The 12,373-nt window shown below is 68.4% G+C and carries 10 protein-coding genes; 6 read left to right on the top strand and 4 right to left on the bottom strand.

The features are described 5' to 3' along the window. The first annotated feature begins 151 nt into the window (after nt 1–151). From CYR75_RS12695 to CYR75_RS12685, 3 genes are read left to right on the top strand one after another with little or no spacing between them, the layout of a single operon-like run. Entirely contained in the window at nt 152–892 is a 741-nt protein-coding gene (locus CYR75_RS12695) for a class I SAM-dependent methyltransferase (RefSeq protein ID WP_101500370.1), read from the top strand. Then, nucleotides 889–1,905, top strand: coding sequence for a LysR family transcriptional regulator (locus CYR75_RS12690; RefSeq protein WP_101500369.1), 1,017 nt, complete (start codon nt 889–891; stop codon nt 1,903–1,905). The genes CYR75_RS12695 and CYR75_RS12690 overlap by 4 nt, the downstream gene beginning before the upstream one ends. After that, nucleotides 1,902–3,398, top strand: a complete 1,497-nt coding sequence (locus tag CYR75_RS12685) for a fumarate hydratase (protein WP_101500368.1) — start codon at nt 1,902–1,904, stop codon at nt 3,396–3,398. Before CYR75_RS12690 ends, CYR75_RS12685 begins: the two co-directional genes overlap by 4 nt. A 338-nt stretch (nt 3,399–3,736) precedes the next feature. On the opposite strand, the gene CYR75_RS12680 is transcribed toward CYR75_RS12685, so the two are convergent. After that, entirely contained in the window at nt 3,737–4,747 is a 1,011-nt protein-coding gene (locus CYR75_RS12680) for a TRAP transporter substrate-binding protein (protein ID WP_101500367.1), read from the bottom strand. A gap of 294 nt (nt 4,748–5,041) precedes the next feature. On the opposite strand from CYR75_RS12680, the gene CYR75_RS12675 reads away from it, so the two are divergent. The 3 genes from CYR75_RS12675 to CYR75_RS12665 all read left to right on the top strand — a co-directional run bounded on the left by CYR75_RS12675 (nt 5,042) and on the right by CYR75_RS12665 (nt 8,984). Further along, the gene (locus tag CYR75_RS12675; protein ID WP_158644652.1) at nt 5,042–6,763 is read left to right on the top strand and encodes a DUF2125 domain-containing protein; all 1,722 of its coding nucleotides are present in this window, start codon (nt 5,042–5,044) and stop codon (nt 6,761–6,763) included. A gap of 90 nt (nt 6,764–6,853) precedes the next feature. Then, nucleotides 6,854–8,206, top strand: a complete 1,353-nt coding sequence (locus CYR75_RS12670) for a TldD/PmbA family protein (RefSeq protein ID WP_225972719.1) — start codon at nt 6,854–6,856, stop codon at nt 8,204–8,206. Then, nucleotides 8,193–8,984 carry a 3'(2'),5'-bisphosphate nucleotidase CysQ gene (locus CYR75_RS12665; protein WP_101500364.1) on the top strand — a complete coding sequence of 264 codons (792 nt, stop codon included), beginning with the start codon at nt 8,193–8,195 and terminating at the stop codon, nt 8,982–8,984. Before CYR75_RS12670 ends, CYR75_RS12665 begins: the two co-directional genes overlap by 14 nt. Here the strand turns inward: CYR75_RS12665 and CYR75_RS12660 are convergent. From CYR75_RS12660 to CYR75_RS12650, 3 genes are read right to left on the bottom strand one after another with little or no spacing between them, the layout of a single operon-like run. Then, nucleotides 8,981–9,622: a PqiC family protein gene (locus CYR75_RS12660; RefSeq protein WP_101500363.1), complete on the bottom strand. Its 642-nt coding sequence runs from the start codon at nt 9,620–9,622 to the stop codon at nt 8,981–8,983. The two genes, CYR75_RS12665 and CYR75_RS12660, sit on opposite strands and share 4 nt — an antisense overlap. 3 nt (nt 9,623–9,625) lie before the next feature. Beyond that, complete coding sequence (locus CYR75_RS12655; protein ID WP_101500362.1) at nt 9,626–11,671, bottom strand: PqiB family protein; 2,046 nt, start codon at nt 11,669–11,671, stop codon at nt 9,626–9,628. Continuing rightward, nucleotides 11,672–12,298, bottom strand: a complete 627-nt coding sequence (locus tag CYR75_RS12650) for a paraquat-inducible protein A (RefSeq protein ID WP_225972934.1) — start codon at nt 12,296–12,298, stop codon at nt 11,672–11,674. Nucleotides 12,299–12,373 lie beyond the last annotated feature (75 nt).

Raw genomic sequence — 12,373 nt, 5'->3', positions numbered from 1 at the left:
CCTCTGCCCGGCAGATGAGCGGAAAGCGGATGGCTTGTCCAATAGCGCTTGCCTAGCCCGCGATAGCTTTCCGATATATCGGACACCGCAATCGCTATTTGATGTTCGGGGCCGGGCGTGCTTTCTGGGCCTGTCACAAAAGGTCTTTCCCATGCAACCTTCCCCGGCCGAAGCGGTGGCGACGATCAGCGAGGGCCGCACCAATGACGACACGATCGCGGTCCTGCGCGCGGCCCTGCGCCAGATCGGGGCGCGCGAGGTTCTGGACATCGGCTGCGGCAATGGTGCGATCCTGGGCGCGCTGTCGGTCGACGGTCATGCGCTGACCGGCATCGACAGTTCCGCCGCCGCGCTGGATCAGGCCCGGCGGTCGGTGCCGGGCGCGCGGTTTCATCTTCTGGCGGCAGAACAGCTGACCCCCGCGCTGGGGGAGTTCGACGCGGCCTTTTTCGTCAATTCCCTGCACCATGTCGCGCCGGACCGGATGCAGGCGGCGCTGCTCAAAGCCGCGTCGGTGCTGCGCCCGGGCGGTGCGCTGCTGGTGATCGAGCCGCTGGCGCAGGGCAGCTTTTTCCGCGCCATGCGCCCGGTCGAGGATGAAAGCGCCCTGCGCGCCAAGTCCGCCGCGGCGATCGAGGCGCTGATCTCGGCCGAGCGGCTGGTGCTGCGCGACCTGCGGCGCTGGAACCGTGAAAGCCGGTTCGCGGGCCTGGACGATTTCATCGCCTATCTGGCCCGCGTCCTGCCCGAGCGGGTCGAGGTGGCGCGGCGGAACGCCCCCCTGCTGGCCCGCGCCTGGCGCGACAACATCCGCAGCGTGAACGGGCTGGCGGTGCTGGTCCAGCCGATGATCTGCTGGACGCTGACCCCGCCAGCGGGGGTGCCGCGATGATCGACCTGCGGCAGCTGCGCTATTTCGTGGCCATTGTCGAACATGGCTCGCTGTCGCGGGCGGCGACCTTCCTGCGCGTCGCGCAGCCCGCCCTGTCGCTGCATATCCGCAACATGGAGGCCAATCTCGGCACCGCGCTGCTGTTTCGCACCCCGCGCGGCGTGCAGCCGACCGAGGCGGGCAACATCCTGCTGCGCCATGCGCGCATCATCCTCGACCAGTTCACCGTGGCCGAGGAAGAGATCCGCGACCACCAGAACGACCCCGAGGGCGAGGTGCGGCTGGGCGTGCCCGGCACCATCGGCCAGATCCTCGCCGTGCCGCTGATCCGGGGGGTGCATCTGCGCTATCCCAAGATCAAGCTGCGCATCGCCGAGGCGATGAGCGGCTTTATCCTGGAATGGATGCGCGAGGAGCGCGTCGATCTGGCGGTGCTTTACGGTCCCGCCGACGAACACGGCATCAAGACCGAACCCCTGCTCGAGGAAGAGCTGCAATTTTTCGGCCCCGCCGCCGGGCTGCGCGGCGAGACGCTGCCGCCGGTGGACAGCGCCTTGCCCTTCGCCCAGGCCGCCCGGCTGCCCCTGATCCTGCCCGGCAAGGGCCACGGCCTGCGCGAGCTTCTGAACCGCCATGCCGAGGCCGCGTCGGCGCCGCTGAACACCGTCATCGATGTCGATTCCTATGGCAACATCAAGGCGCTGGTCGAAGAGGGGCTGGGCTATTCCGTGCTGCCCGAAAACGCCATCGCGGCCGAGGTCGCGCAGCAGCGCCTGCGCCGCTGGACCATCGCCGAGCCGCGCGTGGTCCGCAGCATCCACCTTGCCCATTCCGCCAGCCGGCCGATGACGAATGCGGTCTCGGTCGTGCTGGCGCTGGCCCGCGAAACCCTGCGCGATCTGGCGCGGACCGGGCGCTGGGTCGGCGCGCAGATCACCTCGCCCGATCAAGCCGACGCCAGCGGTCAAAGGGATCAGGGCCAGAAGGATCAGGGGCAGAAGGATCAGCCATGAACAGGATCACCGAAGCCGATGTCATCGACAGCATCGCAGACGCGCTGCAATTCATCAGCTATTACCACCCGCCCGACTTCATCCGCGCCATGTCCGCCGCCTTCTCGGCCGAGGAAAGCCCGGCGGCGCGGGACGCCATCGCGCAGATCCTCGTCAATTCGCGCATGGCGGCGGTCGGGCACCGGCCGATCTGTCAGGATACCGGCGTCGTGAACGTCACCGCCCGGATCGGCGTCAAGGCGCCGCTGGACTGGGACCGGCCCCTGCAAGAGATCGTCGACGATGCCGTGCGGCGGGCCTATCGCCATGACGACAACCCGCTGCGCGCCTCGGTCGTGGCCGATCCCTTCGGGCGGCGAGAGAACACCCGCGACAACGCCCCGGCCATGCTGCAGGTCGAAATGGTCGCGGGCGCGGCGGTCGCCTTCGACGTCTCGGCCAAGGGCGGCGGGTCGGAAAACAAGTCGCAATTCGCCGTGCTGAACCCCTCGGCCAATGTCGCGGATTGGGTGGTCGAGGCGGTGCAGAAGATGGGCGCGGGCTGGTGCCCGCCGGGGATTCTGGGCATCGGCATCGGCGGCAGCGTGGACAAGGCCATGGTCATGGCCAAACAGGCGCTGTCCGAACCCATCGATGCGACCGAGTTGCGCGCCCGTGGCCCCGCCACGCCGGAAGAGGCGCTGCGGCTGGAGCTGATCGACCGGATCAACGCGCTGGGGATCGGCGCGCAGGGGTTGGGCGGGATCGTGACCGTGCTGGACGTCAAGGTCCGCAGCTTTCCCACCCATGCCGCCTCGCTGCCGGTGGCGCTGGTCCCGAACTGCGCGGCGACGCGGCATGTGGGCTTTACCCTTGACGGCAGCGGCCCGGCGCGGCTGGCGCCGCCCGATCTGGACGACTGGCCCGACCTCGATCTGGGCGATGTCTGGAAGGCCGCGCGCCGCGTCGATCTGGACCGCCTGACCCGCGACGAGATCGCGTCCTGGCAACCGGGCCAGTCGCTGCTGCTGTCGGGCCGGCTGCTGACCGGCCGCGACGCCGCCCATCGGCGGATCGAGCGGATGCTGGCCGAGGGGCAGCCCCTGCCGGTCGAGTTCCGCGACCGCGCCATCTATTACGTCGGCCCCGTCGATCCGGTGGGGGATGAGGTGGTCGGCCCGGCCGGGCCCACGACCTCGACCCGGATGGACCGTTACAGCGACATGATGCTGGACCAACTGGGCGTGTTGGTGATGATCGGCAAGGCCGAGCGCGGGGCCGAAACCGTCGCCGCCATCGCCCGCAACGGCGCCGCCTATCTGATCGCGGTCGGGGGTGCGGCCTATCTGGTCTCGCAAGCGATCCGCGAGGCGCGGGTCGTCGCTTTCGAGGATCTGGGGATGGAGGCGATCCACGAATTCACCGTTCGCGACATGCCGGTGACGGTCGCGGTGGACGCCAGCGGCACCTCGCTGCACCAGACCGGCCCGGCGGCGTGGCGGAGGATGGGGTAGCGGGTCAGGCGCGAGCTGATTGGTCGGGGGAAGCGCGGGACGGGGCCGCGGATGGCTTACCCAGCAGCGCCGGGCCGAGCGGCAGTCGTGTCAGATGCCTTCCAACGCTGCGCATGAGCCAGCCGTCTGAGATGCCGTCAATCCACCGAAACCTTCTTTGAAGCGGGCAAGGACGCGCAGCATTCGGCGCTATGGAAAAAGGCGGGAGCGACACGCGCCCCGCCCGATGCCATGTCAATCGCTGACGGATCACTCGACCCCGAGAGCGCCGCCCAGGCTTGGGAAAAAGGCGGGAGCGCCACGCGCCCCCGCCCGAGGTCAGCGTAATCCCTGACCGATCACTCGATGCCGAGCGCGGTGTAGGCCTGCTGCAGCAGATCCTTGCCGATGCGGTCGGCCATCTTGTCATGGACCGGGCGCAGCACCTTGAACCAGGCCTCGCGCTCGTCCTCGGTCATGTCGTGAAACTCGGTCGTGCCGGCGTCGCGCATGGCCTGCAGCGCGGCCTCGTTTTCCTCTTGCGCGATATCGTTGGCATAGGTCGTGGCCTCGGCCATGGCCTTGTCCAGTTCCGCGCGCACATCCTCGGGCAGCCCGTCCCAGAACTTCTTGTTCACGATCACCGCGTAACCGATATAGCCGTGATTCGAGACGTTGGCGAACTTCTGAACCTCGTTTACGCGCTGGGTGTAGGTGTTGGAGGGCGTGTTTTCGGTGCCGTCCACGACGCCGGTCTGCAGCGCCTGATACACCTCGGAAAACGCCATGACCTGCGGCACCGCGCCAAGCGCTTCGAACTGCGCCTCGAGGATCTTGGACGACTGGATGCGCATCTTCCGGCCCAGGAAGTCATCCGGCATGTTCACCGGAAAGTTGCCGGTCATGATCTTGAAGCCGTTGTCCCAATAGGCCAACCCGGTGACGCCCTTCGCGTCGAGATTGGACATCAGCTGGCGGCCGACCTCGCCCTCGGTGATCTTGACCAGATCGTTGCGGTCCTTGAACAGCATCGGCAGGTCGAACAGCTCGAACTCGGGCACGCCGAGCGGGCCGAACTTGGCCAGCGAGGGCGCGAGCATCTGGACCGCGCCCAGTTGCAGCGCCTCAAGCTCTTCCTTGTCCTTGTAGAGCTGGCTGTTCGGGTAGATTTCGACCTTGACCTGACCGTCGGTGTATTGCTCGGCCAGTTCCTTGAACTTTTCCGCGCCCTTGCCCTTGGGGGTGTCGGGGGCGACGACATGGCTGAACTTGATGGTGATCTGATCCTGCGCCACCGCTGGCATCGCCAGCCAGATCGAAAGCGCCGTCGCCGCGCCCACCGCCTTGAAAATGGTCCGAATTGCCGTCATGGATTTTCCTCCCTTACCGGGCGGGGTCTGTGCCCGCCGCGTCCTCACCCGACCGTTCTGCCGAGCGGGGAACGATACTTCAAATATATGAAAATTCTATTCTCCATAGCTTTGCGTTATGTGAGGCGGGCGCCGGGTGCCGCCTGATCCGGCCGCCGACGTCCCATATCCAGCGCCGAAGCTGACGATCCCGGCATCCTTGCAAGGGTTTCTGGACGATGGGCTGGCACCCGGATAGGGTTTGCTGCGTTGGCTATCAGAAATTCGACATGGATAGATTTGCAAGGTGACATCATGAAACGACTCAGCGCCGCGACAGCCCTTGGCATGATCCTTTCGGCAAGCCCGGCCCTGGCCGAGATTACGCCGAAATCGGTCTGGGACAACCTGAACGCCTATTACGACCGCTATGGGCTGACGGTCCAGACCGGCGCGGTGGAAGAGGCGGGCGATGTCCTGACCGTGCGCGATCTGGTGCTGAGCCAGAAGGCCGAGGGCTCGCAGACCGTCATCGACATGGGCAACCTGATCCTCAGCGCGACCGGCGACGGGGCGGTCAAGATGAACATCGCCGACGTCGCCACCGGAATCATGACCTTCGACAAGGTGAGCGAGGGCGAGGTCGAGGCTGCCACGGATGATGCCGTCGAAGCCGACGTCGAAGCCGAGGCTGCCACGGACGACGCTGCCACCGACACCGCGCCCGACACAGATGCCGCGCCCGATGCGGCCGCCGAACCCGAGGACAGCGCCGAGGCCGAGGATGATTACGACGACCACCAGCCGCCCCGGCAGGTCAATTTCGAGATGCGTTTCACCAGCGACGACATCACCGTCAGCGAGGACGGCGACGCGGTGCTTTACGCCTATCTGATCCCGCGCACCGACTTCGTCGTGACCGAGATCGAGATGCAGGACGGCTTGACCGTCAGCCAGCCGCTGCGGATGACCATCGAGAATCTGGAAGGCCACGACCGCGTCGACAGCACCGATGCCTCCGGGCTGGTGCAGGCGCTGAACGCGACCAGCATCGCCATCGACTTCAAGATCGACGACGAGGACGCGCAGGGCACCGGGAACTTTCTGCTGACCGGGATGACGGCGGACAGCAAGGTATCCTCGACCGCCGGGTTCGGCGCCGATGTGGACATGGCCAAGATGCTGCAGGACGGGTTCTCGCTGGCCTCCGACATCGCCTTCAGCAAGATCAGCGGCGCGATCGACATGCAGACCGTGGATGACGAGGGTCAGCGCCAGCCGGTCCGCATCAACATGGACAGCCGGGACATCAAGATCGGCGTCGGGATGGACAAGACCCGCCTCAGCTATGCGGTCAGCAGCGGGCCGGGGAGCGCCGATTTCACCGTGCCGGATGTGCCGGTCCCGGTCGGGTATGAGCTTGCAGCCGCCAGCCTGAAGGTCGAGCTTCCGGTTTCGGCCGGCAGCGATCCGCAGCCCTTCTCGTTCCATTACCTGCTGGATCAGGTTGTGCTCAAGGATCAGGTCTGGGCGATCTTCGACCCCAACATGGCCCTGCCCCGCGATCCGGCCCAACTGGATATCGACGTCAGCGGCAATGTCGTGATGGAGCGTGACCTGTTCGATTCCGAGCATATGCACCGGGCCGAGGCGCTGGACGATCCCGATCTGACCGACGAGCAGCGCGAGGCGATCATCGACGAGATGTCGCCCCCCTTCACCATGGCGGATCTGAGCCTCAACAATGTCGCGCTGGCGCTGATGGGCGCCTCGGCACAATTCCAGGGCAAGCTGACCACGCCGGACGGCGATGCTTCGGAACCGGTGGGCACGATCACCGGCCGCTTCCAGGGCATCCAGGCGCTGACGCAAAAGCTGCAGGCCTCAGGGCTGATCCCGGCCGAACAGGCGGCGATGCTGCCGATGATGCTGGGCATGTTCGCCAAGCCCGACCCGCAGGCCGCCGACACCATGACCACCGAGATCGAGTTCCGCGAGGGCGGTCAGGTCTTTGCCAATGGGCAGCAGGTGCGGTAACGCCGGTCCAACGGACACGGAAACGGGGCGGGGCGCTGCGGCGGCCCGCTTGCCCTGCCGGATCGCTGACGCGGCCCGGCAGGTTGCCAGATGATCGGGGTATGGATGCTGCAAGACCTGACTGACCGCCTGTTGAGCGCCGCGCGTGACGAAGGCGCCGACGAGGCCGAGGCCATTGCCGTCAGCGCGACCGCGACGGGGATCGAGGTGCGCGGCGGGCGGCTGGAACATGCCGAACGCGCCGAGGGGGTCGAGATCGGCCTGCGCGTGCTGATCGGCGGGCGGCAGGCCATCGTCTCGGGCGCCGACCACAGCGCCGAGACGATCGCCACCATGGCGCGGCGCGCGGTCGCCATGGCGCGGGCGGCGCCGGTGGATGACAGCCTTGGCCTTGCCGATCCCGACCGGCTGGCGGTGCAGCGCGATGCCGCGGGGCTTGAACTGTTCGACCCGTCGCCCGAGCCCGACCCGGCAACGCTCGAGGCGCTGGCCATGCAGGCCGAGGCCGCCGCCTTGGCTATCGCCGGCGTCCGCACCGTCGAGGCCGCCAGCGCCAGCCACATGCGCCGCGACAGCTGGATCGCCGCCAGCAACGGATTTCAGGGCGGCCATCTGCGCAGCCAGCACGGGCTGAGTTGCACCGCGATCAGCGGCGAGGGTCTGGGGATGGAGCGGGACCACGCTGGCGAGGGGCGGATCTGGGCCAGCGACATGCCCTCGGCCGAGGAGATCGGCCAGCTTGCCGGCGAACGCGCGGCGGCGCGGGCCGGGGCGCGCAAGCCGCCGACCGGGGCGTTCCCGATCCTTTATGATGAACGAATCGCCTCGGGGCTGATCGGGCATCTGCTGGCGGCGGTGAACGGCACCGCCATAGTGCGCGGTGCAAGCTGGCTGCGCGACGCGATGGGGATGCAGATTTTGCCCGACGGCATCACCCTGCAGGAAAACCCGCATCTGCCGCGCATGTCGGCCTCGCGCCTGTTCGACGCTGAGGGGCTGCCGACCCAGCCCCGCGACATCGTGCGCGACGGCGTGCTGCAGGGCTGGACGCTGGATCTGGGCTGCGCGCGCAAGCTGGGGCTGGAAAGCACCGCCAGCGCGGTGCGCGGGATCGGCGGGCCTCCCTCGCCCGGGATTACCAATGTCGCGATGACCGAAGGCAGTGCCAGCCGCGACGCGCTGATCCGCGAGATGGGGCGCGGGCTGGTGGTGACCTCGCTGCTGGGGGCCTCGATCAACCCGACAACGGGCGATTATTCGCGCGGCGCGGCGGGGTTCTGGGTCGAGGGCGGGCAGATCAGCCATCCGGTCAATGAATGCACCATCGCCGGCAATCTGCGCGAGATGCTGATGCGGCTGACCCCCGCCAATGACGCCCGCGCCTGGCGCAACATCCGCGTGCCCAGCCTGCTGGTCGAGGGGATGACCGTTGCCGGCGCCTGACCTGACCCTGCTGCTGGATGCGGCCAGGGGCGCGGGCGAGATCGCGCAGCGCTATTGGCGGCAAGAGCCGCAGGTCTGGGAAAAGGACCACGGCGCCGGCCCGGTGTCCGAGGCCGATCTGGCGGTCAACGACTTCCTGCGCGACCATCTGACCGGGGCGCGGCCGAATCACGGCTGGCTGTCCGAGGAAAGCCCCGACGAGCCATCGCGTCTGGATGCGACAAGCTGCTTCATCGTCGATCCCATCGACGGGACGCGGGCCTTCATCGACGGGCAGCAGGGGTTTTCGCACTCGCTCGCGGTCACGACGGGCGACCGGGTGACGGCCGCCGTGGTGCATCTGCCGATCCTCGGGCTGACCTATGCCGCCGTCCCGGACGGTCCCGCGACCCTGAACGGTCAGCCGATCCATGTCCGCGAGGCCACACTCGAGACCGCCGACATTCTGGCCGGCCGCCCGGTGATGGAGCCCGGCTTCTGGCGCGACCATCAGGCGCCGCCCTTTAAGCGCAGCTTCCGCCCCTCGCTGGCGTGGCGGCTGTGTCTGGTGGCCGAAGGGCGGTTCGACGCGACGCTGTCCTTCCGCGCCGCGTGGGAGTGGGACATCGCCGCCGGCAGCCTGATCGCCGAACGCGCCGGTGCCCGCGTCACGAACCGCCACGGCCGCGCGATGCAGTTCAACTCGCCCGACGCCCGGGTCGATGGCATCGTCATCGCCGCGCCCGCGCTGCACGCGGAACTGCGCGGCGCGATGGTCGCGCCTATCAGGCCCGTCTAGAACAGCGGCGGCAGGTCGGCGTAAGGGTCGCTTGGCGGCTTGGCGATGATCGTGGTGCCCGGCCCGCCCAGCCCGGCGATCTGCTGGCCCAGCAGCACCAGCGCCTGACTGGCCGCCTGCGCGACCGAGGCGGGGTTCTCGGGATCGACCGGCACCGCCACGTCGAAGCTGCGGGTGTGATGCGTGCCCGCGCCCGTCCCCTCGGCCGAGACGAAATAGCGGCCCGACAGGCGATAGAACCCGTCGCTGCCCGCCAATGCCTTTTCGACCCGCACATCCAGCTTGTGCTGCGGCGGCGAGGCCAGCGGCCACGGCTCGGCGATCACCGACGCGCCAGAGCTTTCGGATACGATCCGCGCCAGCGCAACAGTAAAGGCGCGCTCGGGCTTGTCGCCCCAGATGACCTTGCTGCTGGCCCGCACCGCGCCGCCACCATCCTGCCAGGCGATGGGGTCGGCGGCGGCGTAATCGGGCAGCGAAACGGTCTTGAGTTCGGCCGAGCCGAGCTGGTCGCCGCCAACGCGCGGCGCCGTCGGCGGGTCGATCAGATAGCGTTCGGTCCGCGACCCGTCGCAGCCGGCAAGCGCCAGCACCCCCAGCAACAGGGTCGAGGACAGGCGAAAGGCGGTAATGGTCATGGATCAGCGTCCCAGAATGAAGGCCCGAGGATTTCGTTCGATGGTCCGCGCCAGCGCCCCGAAGGCACTGGCCGCGCGGCCCAGTTCCAGCAGCATCGCCCGCGCCTCGCGGTTGAAGGCGCCATTCTCGCCATAGCCTTCGACCACGCGCTCGGTGCGGGTGGCAAGCTGCTGGAAGCGCTGCGACAGGTCGGGCAGGGTCTTGGCGGCGGCGGCGACCTCATCGGCGGCGACGCGGGTGGAATCCAGCGTCGCATTCAGGCTGCCCGCCGCGTTGCCGTCGCGCAGATCGTTCAGCAGGCCCGAGGCCGCCTGCAGCGTGTCGGACAGGTTGCGCGGCAGTTGCTCGGCATCCTCGCTGCCCAGCATGGCGCGCAGGTCCGACAGGATGCCCTCGGCCTCGGCGGAAATTTCGGCAAAGCCGATCTCGCCGAACTTGGCGGCGGCGCTGTCGATCTCGGTGACCATCGAGGGCACATCGGCGGCGGCCAGACGCACCGCCTCGGCGGCGGCGCTGGCCTCGTCCAGCATCCGCGCCAGCGTCGCCGCCGCCTCGGCCTCGCGCAGGTCGCCGGTCATGGCGCGCAGATCGGCGGCGGCGGCGCGCGCCTCGTCCAGCGTCTGGCGCAGCGCCTCGGGCACGGCCTGAGTGTCGGGCGAGGCCGCGACCCGTGTGATCGCGTCCAGCGCATTGGTCGCGGATTTCAGCAGACCTTCGATATCGAGACTGCCGATCCGCTTCATCAGCCCGCCTGCCGAGGCGCTGAGGTCGGAAATCTGCGGCGCGACCGAGGGCAGGACCGGATAGGGCTGCGCGTCCAGATCAAGCTGTGCCGTGGGCGCGGCGGGCTCGTCCAGCAGTTCCACCGCCATGCCGGTCCCCAGCAGCCCCGCCGAGACGACGCGGCCCCGCAGCCCCTTGGCGACACGTTCGGATATGAATTGCAGCGCGTCCTGATGGCTGCTGCCGGCCTTCAGCCCCAGCCGCCCCGGCGCGATGACAAAGCTGATCCGCTGACGGATGCGGTCCTCCTCGGGCAGGGTGTCGTCGACGGCGACGGCCAGTTCCGTCACCCGCCCCACGACCAGCCCGTTATACAGCACATCGGCGTCGGTCTCGAGCCCGGCGATGTCGTTGGCGACCAGCAGCGTCAGCCGCAGATCGTCCTGACCCGAGCCGAACAGGCTGGCGCGGGCGGTTTCTTCATCCGGTTGCAGGCGAAAGACATGCCCCGGCTGGACCGGATCGCCACCCGTCGCCAGTGTCGAGAACGCCACCCCGCCCTGCACCAGCTTGGACAGCGAATCGACGTTCAGGCTTAGCCCCTTGGCGCCGAAGGTGACCGAAAAGCCCGAGGTGTCCCAGAACGCCGTGGCCGTGGTCAGCCGCTCGTCATTGGGGGATTCGATGAAGACATCGGCCAGCACCGTCTCGTCCTGTTTGGACAGGCGCAGGTTCTGCATCCGCCCGACCTCGAGCCCGCGAAAGGTGACCGGCGCGCCTTCGGCGAGCCCCTTGGCCCCGGTCGAGGACAGGATAACCCATGTCCCCTCGCCCGCCAGCCGGGTCAGCGTCGGCTTGTCGAGACCCTGAAACCGCGTCGCGGGCGCACCCTTGACCGAGTCCCAGAACCCCTCGATGAACACCCCCGACAGCACCGTGTCGAGACGCGAGATGCCCTGCGCCGACACCGTCGGGCGCACGATCCAGAACTCTGCCCCTTCGTCGATATAAGGGGCCACGTCCTTGTCCACGCGGACATCGACGACGACGCTGCGCAGGTCTTCGGTAAAGCGCACGGCCTCGACCTTGCCGACGGTGATCTCGCGGAATTTCAGCGCCGTCTCGCCGGGCTGGATGCCGGTCGCGTCGCGGAACACCACCGAGATCAGCTCGCCCCGCGCGGCATAGGTTTTCCACGCCAGCCCCAATGTCACCGCCAGCGCCAGGATCGGGACCAGCCAGACCAGCGAGATGCCGGCTTGGGCGGCGCGGGCGGCGGTGTGGCGCACCGGGCTTGCCGGTCGCGGGACGGTGGGGTCGGTCATTCAGCGGTCCTTGCGACGGCGAAGCGGCAGTCCGCGCCAGATCAGGCGCGGGTCAAAGCTTTGCGCTGCCAGCATGGTAAAGGCAACCGACAGCGCAAAGGAAACCGCCGCCGTGCCGGGCTTGATCGAGACCACGAAGCCAAGCTGCACCAGCGCCGACAGGATGGCGACGACAAAGACGTCGATCATCGACCAGCGGCCGATGAACTCGACCACCTCATAGACCTGCAAGCGGGTATGCGCGTCCTTGTAGGTCGCGGGCCGTCCCGCCACCAGCGCCAGCCAGATGATCGCCACGAACTTGCCCACCGGCACCAGCACCGAGGCGGCAAAGATCACCGCCGCGATGGGCCAGTCGCCATGCGCCATCAGTTGCAGAACCCCGCCGATGATCGTCGCATCGCCGCCGCCGCCCAGCCCGCCCAGCGAGCTGGTCCGCATCATCGGCAGCATGTTGGCGGGGATGTAAAAGATCATCCCGGCCAGCAGCCAACCCCAGACCGCCTGCAGCCCGCGCCGGTCCGGCGGCACCAGCGCCGCGCCGCAGCGGGCACAGACGGTGCGGGTCTCGGGCCAGGCGCGGCCGCAGCCGCGGCAGCCGATCAGCCCGGCGCGGTGCGCGGTCATGATCGGCGCCTCGTGGTCGGGCGGGGCCTCGTGGTCATGCGGGGCGGGGCCGTCGCTGGCGCGACCGATCCCCGG

The sequence above is a fragment of the Paracoccus jeotgali genome (assembly GCF_002865605.1).
Lineage (GTDB): Bacteria > Pseudomonadota > Alphaproteobacteria > Rhodobacterales > Rhodobacteraceae > Paracoccus > Paracoccus jeotgali.
The sequence above is the reverse complement of the archived record's forward strand: the minus strand, read 5'-3'. Positions and strand labels throughout refer to the sequence as shown.